13 protein-coding genes are annotated in these 16,661 nt (G+C 59.8%); 11 read left to right on the forward strand and 2 right to left on the reverse strand.

From position 1 onward, the window contains the following. Positions 1-59: 59 nt before the first annotated feature. Complete coding sequence (locus AC1DHT_RS02210; RefSeq protein ID WP_427544825.1) at positions 60-1,052, reverse strand: alpha/beta hydrolase family protein; 993 nt, start codon at positions 1,050-1,052, stop codon at positions 60-62. Between the two features lie 74 nt (positions 1,053-1,126). Between AC1DHT_RS02210 and AC1DHT_RS02215 the strand changes: the two genes are divergently transcribed. The 10 genes from AC1DHT_RS02215 (at position 1,127) to trpE (ending at position 13,574) form a co-directional block, all read left to right on the forward strand. Then, a complete protein-coding gene (locus AC1DHT_RS02215) occupies positions 1,127-3,517 on the forward strand; it encodes a PAS domain-containing sensor histidine kinase (protein ID WP_427544823.1) in 2,391 nt (796 codons plus the stop codon). Positions 3,518-3,612: 95 nt separating this feature from the next. Beyond that, positions 3,613-4,242 carry a response regulator gene (locus AC1DHT_RS02220; protein ID WP_054598191.1) on the forward strand — a complete coding sequence of 210 codons (630 nt, stop codon included), beginning with the start codon at positions 3,613-3,615 and terminating at the stop codon, positions 4,240-4,242. Between the two features lie 351 nt (positions 4,243-4,593). Next, on the forward strand, positions 4,594-5,718 hold the full coding sequence (locus tag AC1DHT_RS02225) for an ABC transporter ATP-binding protein (protein WP_054594303.1): 1,125 nt from the start codon (positions 4,594-4,596) through the stop codon (positions 5,716-5,718). Between the two features lie 47 nt (positions 5,719-5,765). Then, positions 5,766-6,806, forward strand: coding sequence for an ABC transporter substrate-binding protein (locus tag AC1DHT_RS02230; RefSeq protein WP_123581184.1), 1,041 nt, complete (start codon positions 5,766-5,768; stop codon positions 6,804-6,806). Positions 6,807-6,996: 190 nt separating this feature from the next. After that, complete coding sequence (locus tag AC1DHT_RS02235; protein ID WP_054594301.1) at positions 6,997-8,244, forward strand: ABC transporter permease; 1,248 nt, start codon at positions 6,997-6,999, stop codon at positions 8,242-8,244. 13 nt (positions 8,245-8,257) lie between these two features. Continuing rightward, a complete protein-coding gene (locus AC1DHT_RS02240) occupies positions 8,258-9,082 on the forward strand; it encodes an ABC transporter permease (protein WP_427533022.1) in 825 nt (274 codons plus the stop codon). Between the two features lie 215 nt (positions 9,083-9,297). After that, positions 9,298-10,446: an iron-containing alcohol dehydrogenase gene (locus AC1DHT_RS02245; protein ID WP_427544820.1), complete on the forward strand. Its 1,149-nt coding sequence runs from the start codon at positions 9,298-9,300 to the stop codon at positions 10,444-10,446. Between the two features lie 92 nt (positions 10,447-10,538). Further along, positions 10,539-11,213 (forward strand): ribulose-phosphate 3-epimerase, encoded by a 675-nt coding sequence (rpe, locus tag AC1DHT_RS02250; RefSeq protein ID WP_019693907.1) that lies wholly within the window; start codon positions 10,539-10,541, stop codon positions 11,211-11,213. Continuing rightward, on the forward strand, positions 11,210-12,028 hold the full coding sequence (locus AC1DHT_RS02255; RefSeq protein WP_427544817.1) for a phosphoglycolate phosphatase: 819 nt from the start codon (positions 11,210-11,212) through the stop codon (positions 12,026-12,028). Before rpe ends, AC1DHT_RS02255 begins: the two co-directional genes overlap by 4 nt. Before the next feature lie 70 nt (positions 12,029-12,098). Beyond that, positions 12,099-13,574 carry an anthranilate synthase component I gene (trpE, locus tag AC1DHT_RS02260; protein ID WP_427544815.1) on the forward strand — a complete coding sequence of 492 codons (1,476 nt, stop codon included), beginning with the start codon at positions 12,099-12,101 and terminating at the stop codon, positions 13,572-13,574. A 181-nt stretch (positions 13,575-13,755) separates the two neighbouring features. Here the strand turns inward: trpE and estP are convergent, their stop codons facing one another. Further along, entirely contained in the window at positions 13,756-15,666 is a 1,911-nt protein-coding gene (gene estP / locus AC1DHT_RS02265) for an esterase EstP (protein ID WP_427544813.1), read from the reverse strand. A gap of 399 nt (positions 15,667-16,065) precedes the next feature. On the opposite strand from estP, the gene AC1DHT_RS02270 reads away from it, so the two are divergent. Then, the gene (locus tag AC1DHT_RS02270) at positions 16,066-16,659 is read left to right on the forward strand and encodes an aminodeoxychorismate/anthranilate synthase component II (RefSeq protein ID WP_103319668.1); all 594 of its coding nucleotides are present in this window, start codon (positions 16,066-16,068) and stop codon (positions 16,657-16,659) included. Positions 16,660-16,661: the final 2 nt, after the last annotated feature.

Below are 16,661 nucleotides of genomic sequence, written 5' to 3' on the forward strand. Positions count from 1 at the left end.
GGCGAGGGGGCATGCCCCCTCGCCACATTGGTTTACGGGGACTTCGGTGTATCCGCCGATCAACTCCCGGTGTTCTGCGGATTCAACCAACCGCGCACACGGCGGAACAATTGCTCCTGTTCGGCAGCACTATTACCCGGCAACGTCTTGAGCGCCAGCTGACTGAACGTCGAGGCCTTCAGGCGTTTGCTGGCCTGCAAACGCTCCAGGGCAGCGCTCTGCACCAGCACCTTGTCCTTGTAGTAGATGTCGAAGGTCGCCAGCTTCAAGGTGGTGGTCAATTCCGCCAGCCCGGGCTTCGCAGTCACGGGTGTCTGTGCGGCAACCATCACGAACTTCTCGATGCGCGATGGCTGTTTTTCACTCAGGTAGCGAGCAGCCCAATAAGCTCCCGTACCGTGACCGAGCAAGACGATGCTGTGAGCATTTTGTTGTTCGGCGAACGCAATGGCTGCGTCGATCCGTGCGTAGATCCGCTCGGCGTCAGCCTTGGCTTGCTCTTCGCTGGTCTCGGCAACCGCGCGATCGGCGATATCTCCTTCACCGCCGGCCACTTGCTCGATGGGCGGGGCGGTGCTGGCGTCTTTGCTGCCAGTCTCGGTTTTGGCCGGCGCGGGTGCGACGTTGACGACACGCGCTTGCGGGGCATTGCTTTGCAGGTCCGGCAGAGTAAGACTCAGGCTACCCCAGTCGGCATCGGGCAGTTTTTGCCGCAAAGGACTGATAGCTTGAGGCCAGTCAGCGGTTTCTCCAGCACCGGGGATGATAATCACCGCACCTTTGGGGGTGCTGGTATTGGCCGGTTTCCACAGCGCGAGAAAACTGTCACTGCCAGCCTGCAACGACTGTTGCTCTTGCGCGGGAACCGTTCGTTCGAGAGCGACGGCTTCTTCCTGGCTACGCTCTGGCAGAGGCTGGCGTTCGGCCGGTTTTACTTCGGCGGGCTTTTCCGCGGCAGCGGATGCCGGGGCGGCAGCCTGAGCTGAAAAGGCACAAGGCAGGATCAGCGACAGGCACAATGCTGGCAGTGCCAAGCGGTAGACAGGGGGCATCGGATATTCCAGGCCAGAAGTAATCCCGGCAGCCTAATGGGTTGGTCAGTATTTGTCAGTGTGTGAGACTTCGGATGATGCGTTTTCGCTGCCTGTTGGTTATCGGCTGTTGCTGGCTTCCCTTGATGGCATGGGCGGCACCGGCATTGCCTGCGCATGGGGCGCCGTTGAGCGTCGAGCAGCGCCAGTGGCTCGCCGAGCACAACGAACTGCGCGTGGGGGTGGTGCTGCAAGCACCTTTTGCACAGTACGACCGGCGCTTGCAGCGGTTGTCCGGAGCCAATATCGAATTGATGCAGTGGGTTGCCCGCTCGCTGAATATCGAGTTCTCGTGGCGCCACTTTCCTGATGTGGCGCAACTGGAAGACGCAGTACGCGAAGGTGAAGTCGACCTCGCGCCGGGTATGACCCAAACCCCCGCCGGCTTGCGTCTATGGCAATTCAGCGACCCGTACATGCGTGTGCCGCAACTGGTGGTCGGCGAACAGAAGGGCGCCGGTGCCATCGAACTGGAAAAACTCGACAGCCATTCGCGGGTTGCTGTGCGCATGCCTGGCGCGATTGCCGATTATCTACGCAACACTTACGGCAATCTCAACTTGCAGGGCGTGCCGACGGAGCGTGAGGCGCTGCAACTGCTGCTGGCTCAACAGGCCCGCTACGCTGTCGTTGATGAAGCCCAACTCAGCCGTTTGTCGATCGAACCCGAATTCTCCGGGTTGGTGGTGGTTGGCGATATTGGCTTGCCGCAATTGCTACGGGTGGCGACCCGCCGCGACTGGCCGGAGTTGGCCGGCATTGTCGAAAGCGCCTTGCGTGCGATTCCCGCCAAGGATCTTGAGCAGTTGCATGCGAGCTGGCTGCAACCCAAATACCCGCGCCTGAGCGAGTCGCCGGGGTTCTGGCAAAACCTTTGCCTGTTGTTGGCTGTGTTGTTCCTCAGCAGCATGGCCGTCGTGCTGTGGCAGCGCCGTCAGCAACATACTCTTGAGCAGCGTTTACTGGCAGCCCGCGAAGACATTGCCCTGCGCGAGGCCAGCGAAGAAGCGTTGCGCCTGACGCAGTTTTCGATTGATCAAAGCACGGTCGGGATCCTCTGGGTCAATTGGGACAGTCATGTGCGTTACGCCAACCGTGCGGCGGAGGCGATGCTCGGTTATGCACCAGGTGGCGTCATTGATCGGCCACTGATCGACTTCGAACCCGGGTTGCACATGGACCGTTGGTTGAGCCTGTGGAGGAGTGCCCGGGCCAGCGAGGACGCGCCGCAAAGTTTCGAAACCAACTGCGTACGCGCCGATGGCAGCATTCTCCCGGCCGACGTTTCGTTGAGTTTTTTGCGGTTTCGCGACAGCGAGTATCTGGTCGTTTACCTCAACGACGTTACCGAGCGCCGTCGGGCGTTGGCTGCCTTGCAGGAAAGCGAAGCACGGTTGCAGGGGATTGCCGCCAACGTGCCGGGCCTGGTCTTTCGCCTGGAACGGGCACCGGTGACCGGGCAGATCGACTTTGCCTACATCAGCGAGGGCAGCGAGAGCCTGGTGGGCTATTCACCGGCAACCTTGAGCCGACGCGACATGGGCCTGCGCAGTCTGGTACATCCGGATGACAAGGCGAGTTATCACCAGACCCAGGATCACGCACTGGACACTGACAGTGACTGGTCATGGCAAGGCCGGATTCTCACCCGCCAGGGTGAGCAGCGCTGGGCCGAGATCAAGGCCATCACGCGCCGGCTCGACGATGGTGCATTCGTGTGGGACGGGATTGTCTGGGACATCAGCGAGAGCAAGCGCATCGAGCTGGAACTGGCTAGCTCCCGCGAGCAACTGCGTGAACTGTCTGCGCACCTGGAAAGCGTGCGGGAAGAGGAAAAGGCCCGGATTGCCCGGGAAGTCCACGATGAGTTGGGTCAGATGCTGACGGTGCTGAAGCTGGAAACCTCGATGTGCGAACTGGCCTACGCCGATCTCGACCCAGGCTTGAGTGACCGTCTCAACAGCATGAAGCGCCTGATCGCCCAACTGTTCCAACTGGTGCGGGACGTGGCCACGGCCTTGCGCCCGCCGATTCTCGATGCCGGGATCGCGTCTGCCATCGAGTGGCAGGCCCGGCGTTTCGAAGCGCGCACACAGATCCCGTGTCTGGTGCAAGTTCCGGATAACCTGCCGACCCTCAGCGACGCCAAGGCTATCGGTCTGTTCCGGATTCTTCAGGAGGCGCTGACCAATGTCATGCGCCATGCGCAGGCGCATACTGTTGAACTGACACTGGTGCTGGAAGGCGACGAGTTGTGCCTGACGGTCAGCGATGATGGCGTAGGTTTTGTCGCCCCCGAAGGCAGGCCAACGTCCTTTGGGGTGGTTGGCATGCGCGAGCGAGTGCTGATCATGGGCGGCCAGTTGTCGCTGGAGAGTGAGCCAGGCGAGGGCACGACCCTGTGCGTGTGTGTGCCGCTGGATTGATGAACGTTAGTCGCCTGCGCCGTGGGTGTACCTTTGTAGTAGCTGCCGCAGGCTGCGTCTTTTACGGCGCTTAACCCATCAATGAGGAGAAAAGCGTGATCCGTGTACTGGTAGCCGAAGACCACACCATCGTCCGTGAAGGCATCAAACAGTTGATCGGCCTTGCCAAGGATTTACTGGTGGTGGGGGAGGCGAGCAATGGCGAGCAACTGCTCGAGACCTTGCGCCACATTCCCTGCGAGGTGGTATTGCTGGATATCTCCATGCCCGGGGTCAACGGGCTGGAGGCGATTCCGCGGATTCGCGCACTGAACAATCCACCGGCGATCCTGGTGCTGTCGATGCATGACGAGGCGCAAATGGCGGCTCGTGCGCTGAAGGTCGGTGCTGCCGGTTATGCCACCAAGGACAGCGATCCGGCGTTGCTGCTGACGGCGATTCGCAAAGTCGCGGCGGGTGGGCGTTACATCGATCCGGAACTGGCGGACCGAATGGTCTTCGAGGTTGGCCTGACGGATTCGCGGCCGCTGCATTCATTGCTCTCGGAGCGCGAGTTTTCGGTGTTCGAGCGCCTGGCCCAGGGTGCCAACGTCAATGAGATCGCCCAGCAACTGGCGTTGAGCAGCAAAACCATCAGCACCCACAAGGCGCGGCTGATGCAGAAACTCAACATCACCTCCCTCGCCGAACTGGTGAAGTACGCGATGGAGCACAAGCTCCTCTGAAGAACACCGCTATACCCTGTGGGAGCGAGCCTGCTCGCGATGAGGGCATGTCATTCAGCATCGATGTCGACTGACCCACCGCTATCGCGAGCAGGCTCGCTCCCACAGAGATCGCGTACGCATATCCATTTACGACATCTCTCAAGACCGTCTTTGCCGACTCTTGCGGCTTGCAGCTAACAGCATGCCGCTGCATATGCCAAAACCCGCCATCCTTGTAGGGGAATCCCTACAGTCAACCTTCCATCCGGCTGAGGCGATTCTCTCCTGCACCCCGATTTGCGCGGTCGGCAGGCTCCACTAGGCTTAGTCCTCAGCAGTCCTACATATAAAGAATACAAAGGTGCAGGTATGAGCGAGGTCGATTCAAGCGCTGGAGCGAATGATGTTCTGGTCAGCTTTCGTGGAGTGCAAAAGAGCTACGACGGCGAGAACCTGATCGTCAAAGACCTCAACCTGGAGATTCGCAAAGGCGAATTCCTCACCTTGCTCGGGCCGTCCGGCTCCGGCAAGACCACCAGTCTGATGATGCTCGCCGGTTTCGAAACACCGACCGCTGGCGAAATCCTGCTGGCCGGACGTGCGATCAACAACGTGCCGCCGCACAAGCGCGACATCGGCATGGTGTTCCAGAACTATGCCTTGTTCCCGCACATGACGGTGGCCGAGAACCTCGCGTTCCCGCTGACCGTCCGTGGCCTGAATAAAAGCGACGTCAGTGACCGGGTCAAGCGCGTGCTGAGCATGGTTCAGCTCGATGCGTTCGCCCAGCGTTATCCGGCGCAGCTTTCCGGTGGTCAGCAACAGCGTGTGGCCTTGGCCCGGGCACTGGTGTTCGAGCCGCAACTGGTGTTGATGGACGAACCATTGGGTGCACTGGATAAACAGCTGCGTGAACACATGCAGATGGAGATCAAACACCTGCACCAGCGCCTCGGCGTGACCGTGGTCTACGTGACCCACGACCAGGGTGAAGCCCTGACCATGTCCGACCGCGTGGCAGTCTTCCATCAAGGCGAAATCCAGCAGATCGCGCCGCCGCGCGAGCTCTATGAAAAGCCGAAAAATACCTTCGTTGCCAACTTCATTGGCGAGAACAACCGTCTCAACGGCCGTTTGCACAGCCACACCGGCGACCGCTGCGTGGTTGAGCTGGGGCGTGGTGAAAAGGTCGAAGCGCTGGCGGTGAATGTCGGCAAGACCGGCGAGCCAGTGACGCTGTCCATTCGTCCGGAGCGCGTGAGCCTCAATGGTTCCAGCGAATCGTGCGTCAACCGCTTCTCGGGAAGGGTGGCGGAATTCATCTATCTGGGCGACCACGTCCGTGTTCGCCTGGAAGTCTGCGGCAAGACCGACTTCTTCGTGAAACAGCCAATCGCCGAGCTCGATCCGGCGCTGGCGGTCGGAGACGTGGTACCGCTTGGCTGGCAGGTCGAACACGTTCGCGCGCTCGACCCACTTCTAGAGGCGAACTGATCGCCCCGGCTTCACCAACACCAACCCGCACGTGGAGAGAACAATAAATGTTGAGATCCCTGAAACTCACAGCACTGGCACTTGGCATGATGGGCGCGGCCCATGCAATGGCCGGCCCCGACCTGACCGTGGTGTCGTTTGGCGGCGCGAACAAGGCGGCGCAGGTCAAGGCCTTCTACGCACCGTGGGAAGCCGCGGGCAACGGCAAGATTGTCGCCGGTGAATACAACGGTGAGATGGCCAAGGTCAAAGCCATGGTCGACACCAAGAGCGTGTCTTGGGATCTGGTAGAGGTTGAATCGCCAGAACTGTCCCGTGGTTGCGACGAAGACATGTTCGAGCCGCTAGACCCGGCATTGTTCGGCAAGTCCGAAGACTACGTGAAGGGCGCCATCCAGCCATGCGGCGTGGGCTTCTTCGTGTGGTCGACCGTGTTGGCCTACAACGCCGACAAACTGGCAAGCGCTCCGACCAGTTGGGTGGATTTCTGGGACACCAAGAAATTCCCGGGCAAACGCGGCCTGCGTAAAGGCGCCAAGTACACCCTGGAATTCGCTTTGATGGCCGATGGCGTTGCGCCGAAAGATGTCTACAAAGTGCTGGCCAGCAAGGACGGTCAGGACCGCGCCTTCAAGAAACTCGATGAGCTCAAGCCAAGCATTCAATGGTGGGAAGCCGGCGCTCAGCCGCCACAGTACCTGGCTTCCGGCGACGTGGTCATGAGCTCGGCCTACAACGGCCGGATCGCTGCCGTACAGAAAGAAAGCAACCTGAAAGTGGTATGGAACGGCGGCATTTACGACTTCGACGCCTGGGCGATTCCAAAAGGCCTGGATAAAACCCGTGCCGCCGCCGCGAAGAAATTCATCGCGTACTCGGTCATGCCGCAACAGCAGAAAACCTACTCGGAAAACATCGCCTACGGCCCGGCCAATATCCAAGCCGTACCGCTGTTGTCCAAAGAGATTCTGAAAGACATGCCGACCACCCCGGAAAACATCGCCAACCAGGTGCAGATCGACGTCAGCTTCTGGGCTGACAACGGTGAGCAACTGGAACAGCGCTTCAACTCGTGGGCTGCGAAGTAACCACAACCCACCAAATGTGGGAGCGAGCCTGCTCGCGATAGCGGTGGGGCAGTCAACATTGATGTTGAATGTAATGCCGCCATCGTCGGAACGCCGCCCGGAGCAGGCTCGTTCCCACAGTGGATGTGTGTATTAAAAGTTCGAGGCGGTTCGCCGCCTCTGTAACGATCAAAGAATTTCGGAGTTCGCCATGGCCATCGCCGTTCCCCTGAACGAGGGCACCAATCGCACCTTGAAGCAGCGCCTTGCGCATGCCGAACGGGTCAACCGCTGGAAAGCCCAGGCCCTGATCGCGCCGTTGGTGCTGTTTCTGTTGTTGGTGTTTCTGGTGCCGATCGTGGCGCTGCTCTACAAAAGTGTCAGTAACCCGGAAGTGGTCGGCGGAATGCCGCGCACCGTGGCTGCCATTGCGACCTGGGATGGCCGAGGCTTGCCGGCGGATCCGGTCTTCAAGGCTGCCAGCGAAGACCTCCTTGAGGCCCGCAAGAATCAAAGCCTGGGCGATCTGTCCAAGCGACTGAATATGGAGTTGGCCGGCTATCGCAGCCTGCTGACCAAAACCGCGCGAGCGCTGCCGTTCAAAACTGAACCGGCCTCCTATAAAGATGCACTCGAAGCGCTGGATGAGCGTTGGGGCGACCCGGCCTACTGGCAAGCGGTACGCCGCAACACCAGCAGCATCACGCCGTATTACTTGCTGGCAGCGGTCGATCACCGGATCGACGACCTCGGCGAAATTGCCCCGGCTACCCCTGATCAGGCGATCTACCTCGAGATTTTTGCCCGGACCTTCTGGATGGGCCTGGTCATTACCGCGATCTGCCTGGTGCTGGCCTATCCGTTGGCGTATCTGCTGGCCAACCTGCCGTCACGTCAAAGCAACCTGCTGATGATTCTGGTGTTGTTGCCGTTCTGGACCTCGATTCTGGTACGGGTGGCGGCGTGGATTGTCTTGTTGCAATCGGGCGGGCTGATCAACAGCGCGTTGATGGCGATGGGCATCATTGATAAGCCGCTGGCACTGGTGTTCAACCGCACCGGGGTTTACATCTCGATGGTGCACATCCTGCTGCCGTTCATGATTCTGCCGATCTACAGCGTGATGAAAGGTATCTCGCCAACCTACATGCGTGCGGCAATTTCCCTGGGTTGCCATCCGTTCGCCAGCTTCTGGCGAGTGTATTTCCCGCAGACTTATGCCGGTGTCGGCGCTGGTTGCCTGTTGGTGTTCATCCTGGCGATTGGTTACTACATCACCCCGGCGCTGCTCGGCAGCCCGAACGATCAGATGGTCAGTTACTTCGTCGCCTTCTACACCAACACCAGCATCAACTGGGGTATGGCGACCGCACTCGGTGGGCTGCTGCTGTTGGCGACCGTCGTGCTCTATCTGATTTACAGCTGGCTGGTAGGCGCAAGCCGCCTGCGCTTGAGCTAAGGGGAGAATCGAAATGCTGAGTCCTTATGTGTCGCCCATCGAACGGGTGTGGTTCTACAGCTTGCGCACACTCTGCGGGCTGATCCTGTTGTTCCTGATTCTGCCGGTGCTGGTGATCATCCCGCTGTCGTTCAACTCGGGGAGTTTTCTGGTCTACCCGCTGCAAGGGTTCTCGTTGCACTGGTACCAGGACTTCTTTGCCTCGGCCGAGTGGATGCGCTCGCTGAAGAACAGCATGATCGTCGCGCCAGCGGCGACGGTACTGGCGATGGTCTTCGGCACGCTGGCGGCGATTGGCCTGACCCGTGGCGACTTCCCTGGCAAGGCGCTGGTGATGGCGCTGGTGATCTCGCCGATGGTAGTGCCGGTAGTGATCATCGGTGTGGCCAGCTACCTGGCTTTCGCTCCGCTGGGATTCGGCAACAGCTTTATCTCGCTGATCGTCGTGCATGCGGTGCTGGGTGTGCCGTTCGTGATCATTACCGTGTCGGCGACGTTGCAAGGCTTTAACCAGAACCTGGTGCGTGCTGCCGCCAGCCTGGGGGCTTCGCCACTGACGGCGTTCCGCCGCGTGACCTTGCCGTTGATCGCGCCGGGGGTGATTTCCGGGGCGCTGTTTGCCTTCGCGACGTCATTCGATGAGGTGGTGGTCACGTTGTTCCTTGCCGGCCCTCAACAGGCGACGTTGCCACGGCAGATGTTCAGCGGTATCCGCGAAAACCTCAGCCCGACCATCGCCGCCGCGGCGACGCTGTTGATCGCCTTCTCGGTGTTCCTGCTGCTGACCCTGGAATGGCTGCGTGGCCGTAGCGAGAAACTGCGTACCGCACAGGTTTAACGCTACGCCTCGACCAACTGTGGGAGCGAGCCTGCTCGCGATAGCGAATTGTCAGTCGACATCAAGAGTGAATGTCAGGCCGTCATCGCGAGCAGGCTCGCTCCCACAGGGTGAATTTCTGTGAGCGTCTGCTCATTCGCTCGCGCAATAACAGACAAACCCCAATCCCCAGCTACTATTGTGCCCAGCTCCCCTATTTATAAGAGGCTGCGCACATGAGTATTTCCTCTTTCAAAATTGCTCACAAACTGCTCACCGGTGCTGGCGCCATTGAGCAGTTGGCCGCCGAGCTGACCCGTCTGGATGTCGACAACCCACTGATTGTCACCGATGCCGCGCTGGTCAAGTCCGGCACGGTGGAGCTGGCGCTGGCGCAACTGGATGGACGTACTTACGAGATTTTCGATCGGGTGTTGCCCGACCCGGAAATCGCCATCGTTGAAGACTGCATGCGCGTCTACCGCGAAGGCGGGCATGACGGCCTGATCGGTCTCGGTGGCGGCAGTGCCATCGACATTGCTAAAAGTGTTGCAGCCTATGCCGGTTACCACGGTGCGCTCGAAGACTTGTTCGGTATCGATCAGGTGCCGCGCAAAGGCCCGCCGCTGATTGCGATTCCGACCACCGCCGGTACCGGTTCGGAAGTCACCAACGTGGCGATACTGTCCGACAAGGTCGCGCAGCTGAAGAAAGGCATCATCAGTGATTATCTGTTGCCGGACGTGGCGCTGGTCAGTCCGCAAATGACCCTGACGTGCCCGCGCAGCGTGACGGCCGCCAGTGGCGTCGATGCGCTGGTGCATGCTGTTGAATCCTACCTGTCGCTCAATGCCTCGCCGATCACTGATGCACTGGCCATTGGCGCCATCAAGCTGATCATCAAGGCACTGCCCAAGGCCTACACCAATCCTTCGAACCTGCAGGCCCGTGAAGACATGGCCACTGCCAGCCTGATGGCCGGCATGGCGTTCGGTAACGCCGGGGTCGGCGCGGTGCACGCCTTGGCGTATCCGCTGGGCGGACGTTTCAACGTGACGCACGGTGTCAGCAACGCCTTGCTGCTTCCGTATGTCATGGCCTGGAATAAGATGGCGTGCATCGAACGCATGCAGGATATCGCCGAGGCGCTTGGGGTGAAAACGGCGCAGTTGAGCGCTGACGAGGCGGCGGATAAAGCGGTCGAGGCCATGGCGCGACTCTGTGCCGCAGTGGAAATTCCCCAAGGCCTGCACAGCCTTGGCATACCGGAAGATGCAATCCCGGCGATGGCTGTGGAGGCCGCGGGAATAGAGCGATTGATGCGCAACAACCCGCGTAAATTGAGCACCGCCGATATCGAGAAGATCTATCGAGCGGCCTACTAGGGCCAGACCCAATCATCGCGGTCACGGTGCGCGCGTCAAAGCATGAGGTATACAATGCGCGCCATCGTGATTCTGCTCAAAAAAGGTGCGTCATGCAGCCCTTCGCTATTGCTCCGTCGATTCTCTCCGCTGATTTCGCCCGTCTGGGCGAGGAAGTAGACAACGTTCTGGCCGCTGGCGCCGACATCGTTCACTTCGATGTCATGGACAACCACTACGTGCCAAACCTGACCATCGGGCCGATGGTTTGCTCGGCACTGCGCAAGTACGGCATCACCGCGCCCATCGACGCGCACCTGATGGTCAGCCCGGTAGACCGCATCATTGGCGACTTCATCGACGCTGGCGCGACCTACATCACCTTCCACCCGGAAGCCACGCTGCATGTCGACCGTTCCCTGCAAATGATCCGCGAAGGCGGTTGCAAGGCGGGCCTGGTGTTCAACCCGGCGACCCCTCTGGACGTGCTCAAGTACGTGATGGACAAGGTCGACATGATCCTGCTGATGAGCGTCAACCCGGGCTTCGGCGGGCAGAAGTTCATTCCCGGCACTCTCGACAAGTTGCGTGAAGCGCGCGCGCTGATCGATGCCTCGGGCCGTGACATTCGTCTGGAAATCGACGGTGGCGTGAACGTGAACAACATCCGCGAAATCGCCGCCGCTGGCGCTGACACCTTCGTCGCCGGTTCGGCCATCTTCAATGCGCCGAACTACCAGGAAGTGATTGAAAAGATGCGCTCCGAACTGGCGCTGGCTCGTCCATGAGTGGTTTTGAGCAGTTGTTCCCGGGGCATCTGCCGCGGCTGGTGATGTTCGATCTGGATGGCACGTTGATCGATTCGGTGCCGGACCTCGCAGTGGCTGTGGATAACATGCTGCTCAAACTCGGGCGTGCTCCGGCCGGTCTCGACGCGGTGCGCGAATGGGTGGGCAACGGTGCGCCGGTGCTGGTCCGTCGTGCACTGGCGGGCAATATCGATCACGCGAGTGTCGATGATGTCGAGGCCGAGCACGCGCTGGAGATCTTCATGGAAGCCTACGCGGACGGCCATGAACTGACGGTGGTCTACCCTGGCGTACGCGATACCTTGAAGTGGCTGCACAAGCAGGGTGTCGAAATGGCGCTGATCACCAACAAGCCGGAGCGCTTCGTCGCGCCGTTGCTCGATCAGATGAAGATCGGCCGCTACTTCCGCTGGATCATTGGTGGTGACACCCTGCCGCAGAAAAAACCTGACCCGGCAGCGCTGTTTTTCGTGATGAAAATGGCCAACATACCGGCCTCGCAATCGTTGTTTGTCGGTGACTCGCGCAGCGACGTGCTGGCGGCCAAGGCTGCGGGTGTGAAGTGCGTAGCCCTGAGTTACGGCTACAATCATGGCCGGCCGATTGCCGAAGAGTCCCCGGCGCTGGTGATTGACGATCTGCGCAAGCTAATTCCCGGTTGCCTGGATCCAGCCGCTGAGATAACGTTGCCCGACGCTATCCAATCCCCTCCTGGAAACTCCATCGTGGTGGTCACTCGCAAACTCTGGATGAAAGTCATCAAGGCCCTGGCCCGCTGGCGTTGGCGCGCCTGACTCGATCCTGGCCGGCTATCCGGCGCGTTTGCACACCTGACTGTTAGACCCTCACGCCACGAGGCACCTCATGATCCGCGAAGAATTCCTGCGTTTGGCCGCTGCCGGCTACAACCGCATCCCGCTTGCCTGCGAAACCCTTGCCGACTTCGACACGCCGCTGTCGATCTACCTGAAACTGGCCGACGAGCCCAACTCCTATCTGCTGGAGTCGGTGCAGGGCGGTGAGAAATGGGGCCGTTACTCGATCATCGGGCTGCCATGCCGCACGGTGCTGCGGGTGCATGATCACCATGTCAGTGTGACGGTCGATGGCGCCGAAGTAGAAAGCCACGAGGTTGAAGACCCGTTGGCCTTCGTCGAAGCCTTCAAGGCGCGCTACAACGTACCGACCATCGCCGGTCTGCCACGCTTCAACGGCGGGTTGGTGGGCTACTTCGGTTATGACTGCGTGCGTTACGTGGAGAAGCGTCTGGGCAAGTGCCCGAACCCGGACCCGCTGGGCGTGCCGGATATTCTGCTGATGGTCTCCGATGCGGTGGTGGTGTTCGACAACCTGGCCGGCAAGATGCACGCCATCGTGCTGGCCGACCCGTCGCAGGACAACGCCTTCGAACAAGGTCAGGCGCGTCTGGAAGAGTTGCTGGAAAAACTCCGTCAGCCAATCACCCCACGCCGCGGCCTGGATTTCAGCAAGCAGCAAGCGGCTGATCCGGTGTTCCGTTCCAGTTTCACCCAGGACGATTACGAGCGGGCGGTGGATACCATCAAGGAGTACATCCTCGCCGGTGACTGCATGCAGGTGGTGCCATCGCAACGGATGTCCATCGACTTCAAGGCCGCGCCGATCGATCTGTACCGTGCGCTGCGCTGCTTCAACCCGACGCCGTATATGTACTTCTTCAACTTTGGCGACTTCCATGTCGTTGGCAGTTCGCCGGAAGTGCTGGTGCGGGTCGAAGACAACCTGATCACCGTGCGCCCGATCGCCGGCACCCGCCCACGCGGTGCCAACGAGGAAGCCGACCGGGCGCTTGAAGAAGACCTGCTGTCGGACGACAAGGAAATTGCCGAGCACCTGATGCTGATCGACCTCGGCCGTAACGACACCGGTCGCGTGTCGGAAATCGGTTCGGTGAAACTCACCGAGAAAATGGTCATCGAGCGTTATTCCAATGTGATGCACATCGTCTCCAACGTCACCGGCCAGCTGAAAGCCGGCCTGACCGCGATGGACGCACTACGGGCGATTCTGCCGGCAGGTACGTTGTCGGGTGCGCCGAAGATTCGCGCGATGGAAATCATCGACGAACTGGAACCGGTCAAACGTGGCGTCTACGGTGGTGCGGTCGGCTACTTTGCCTGGAACGGCAACATGGACACCGCGATTGCAATCCGCACCGCCGTGATCAAGAACGGCGAACTGCATGTGCAGGCCGGTGGTGGCATCGTGGCTGATTCGGTGCCTGCGCTCGAATGGGAAGAAACCCTGAACAAGCGCCGCGCGATGTTCCGTGCCGTGGCCCTGGCCGAGCAAACCCCGTAAGACTGAGCTGTAACGAAGGAGCTTGTTGTGGCGAGGGAGCTTGCTCCCGCTGGCCTGCGTAGCAGGCCCCTTCATGGCGACTGCTTCGCAGCCGAGCGCGAGCAAGCTCGCTCGCCACATCAGAGAGCACCCAAAAAAACGCGGCGCCTGTGAGGGCGCCGCGTTTTTTATGGCTAGCGGTTTAGAAGTCCAGGCTGACACCCACGTTGATGCCTTGTTGGGTGAAGTCGTCGTCCTTGCGAATGTTGTAGCTGGCCCGTAGCGCCAGGTCTGGGGTCAACTTCTGGCTGACGCCCAGGTTCAGGCGATTCAGGTTGGTTTGCGGGGTGTAGCCTTGCAGGGTGAAATGATTGTCGGGCAGGCTGTTGAGGCTCATGGTCAGGTCCTGGGTGTCGTCCTTATATTCGCGTTCGTGGGCGAACTCGCCGAACACCTGAGTCTGCGGGGTGATCTGATACTTGCCCTGCAAACCGACGCCGAGGCGCTTCGAGGTGCGCTTCTGGTCACCGAAGGTCAGCGCCGTGGAGTCGTTGCCGTTCTCCGAGTAACCATCGACTTGCACCTTGGCGTAGTCGGCGCTGATGAATGGCGACAAGTGCCATGGGCTGCTTGCCTGCTGCGCGATGTCGTAACCCAGGCGAGCGGTGACAGCCAACACCGTGCCGTTGGTATCGCCTTTCTCCCCGCGTTCGTTGACGCCCAGGTCAAACTTGCGTTTGAGGCTGTCGTAGTCCAGATGCCCAGCCGTCATTGCCGCGTCAGCCCACCAGCGATTTTGCTGATATTGAGCAAACGCCGTACCCATGTACGTGTTGAGTTTGTACTGCGAGTTGTCGTTGCCCGCTTCCAGCTTCTGACGATAGAAACCGGCAGCCACGCCAACACGCCAGGCCTCGTCGAGACGGTAGCTACCGCCAATGTTCAGGTTGTAGCCGTTGCCATCGGCGCTGGCTGCACTGCGTTGATCGTCAAAATTCAGGTGCTGACCGCCACCGGCGACAATCGCACGCCACTGACCGACGTTTTGCCAGTTTTCCCAGTCGGATTGCCATTGGTTGCGCAGTTCATCCTGATGCGCACGCAGGGTGGCGTGGGCCATTTCCGGTAACAGCGTCAGTTCCCAAGGGGCTGCCAGTATGGAATACGCGTAATCGGCGATCAGGCGTTGCCCGGCTTCGGTCGGGTGTACCGAGTCGTTGTAGATCAGCTTGGTCGGGTCGGGTGTGGCGCTATTGATCCCGTATTTGGCGTTTTCGGTACAGCCGTCACCGCTGAAGCAGGTTGCGGTGAGATTCTGGTCGGTGGCCAGGCCAAATTGCGCCGGATTGGCGAACGTCTCTTTGAGCAGCACCGGAATATTGAGCGGGATGACTTCGGCGTCGACATGCTGCAACTGGCTGACCAGTTCAGTGTTGAACTGGGCGCTGAGTTGGGAAGTAAAGGCCTGGAACGGGCTGCCATTGATCGCCGGTGTCAGACCGATGTCCGGGAGTAACCAGACCATGATGTACCTGGCGCCGGCTTGTTGCAGGGTTTGCACGCTAGTGACCAGTCGATCAGCCGCAGCGCTGGCCTGGTCGAGACTGGTTACCCGGCCCTGGAGGAAATCGTTGCCGCCACCGGAGAGGTAGTAGAGCGCGTTCGGGTCAGCGCGAAAGTTGTTGCTCGGCAGATAACCGGGCCGACTGCGCTCTCCGGTGTCCGAGGTGGTAGTGATCGAGTCGAGGATCTGATCGGTACGGAAGCCCCCCGTGGCCCAGTTGTTGCCATCTGGCAGGCCTTCACTGGCGCGGACCGCCGAGGTCGAAGCGGCCGTCTGGTCAGGTGAAAACCCCAGCTTTCCCCCCAGCAACTGTGTCGAGTTAGCGGCTTTTACCTCGCCGCTACCGTCCATGTAGGTCGGTCCGACACGGTTGGTGAAGCGTAACGTCGAGCCGGCGGGGCCGCCCGGATCGGCGAACTGCCCGGCATCGTTCAGGCTGTCGCCAAAGACAATGAATTTCGTATAGGGGGCGGGGGCCGCAACGGCTTGGGCGCAGGCCATTGCAAGAACACAACTGGCGAGCGGTACAAACTTCGTCTGTTTGATCATGAGCAAGTCCATTTATTTATTGTTGTAGTGACCGGAACGACAGTACCAAAAACTTTCGCGTTTTAGCTATGGCTAAAGGCCGCATCGATTGCTTGCTCTGCGCCATATTGCACCCTCTGCTCAGCTAAGTTACTGTGCGAGAACGTATGAATGAGACCTTCCCCGTGTTGATCGTCAGCAAACTCTTGGATCAAGTCATCAAGGCCCACGCCCGTTGGCGTTGGCGCGCCTGAACTTTCTCTGCCGGCCCGGCCGGACCTGTACCTGTTTGCCTTTTTTACCCGTATGAAATGCCGCTTTTGCCGGTTCCATTCCAGCAACTGACCGAGCGTTGCGAGACTGCGGGTAAATCATTTGAAGGCCGTCTCAAAAGTCAGTGAATTCAAGAGGTTTCAAACCATGTTGCTGATGATCGATAACTACGACTCTTTTACCTACAACGTTGTGCAGTACCTTGGTGAGCTAGGCTCCGAGGTCAAGGTTGTGCGCAACGATGAGCTGACCATCGCCGAAATCGAAGCGCTCAAACCCGAGCGCATCGTCGTGTCCCCTGGCCCATGCACCCCGACCGAGGCCGGCGTGTCCATTGAAGCCATCAAGTATTTTGCCGGCAAACTGCCGATTCTCGGCGTTTGCCTGGGTCATCAATCCATCGGCCAGGCGTTCGGTGGTGATGTAGTGCGCGCCCGCCAGGTTATGCATGGTAAGACTAGCCCGGTATTCCACGAGGACAAGGGCGTGTTCGAAGGTCTTAACCGTCCGCTGACGGTCACCCGCTATCACTCGCTGATAGTAAAGCGTGAGACCTTGCCCGATTGCCTGGAATTGACCGCCTGGACTCAGCTCGAAGACGGCTCGATCGATGAGATCATGGGACTGCGCCACAAGACATTGAACATCGAAGGGGTGCAATTTCACCCCGAGTCTATCCTGACCGAGCAGGGCCACGAGTTGTTCGCCAACTTCCTCAAACAAACCGGCGGCACGCGCTAAGG

The organism is Pseudomonas sp. 05N432 (genome assembly GCF_056396945.1).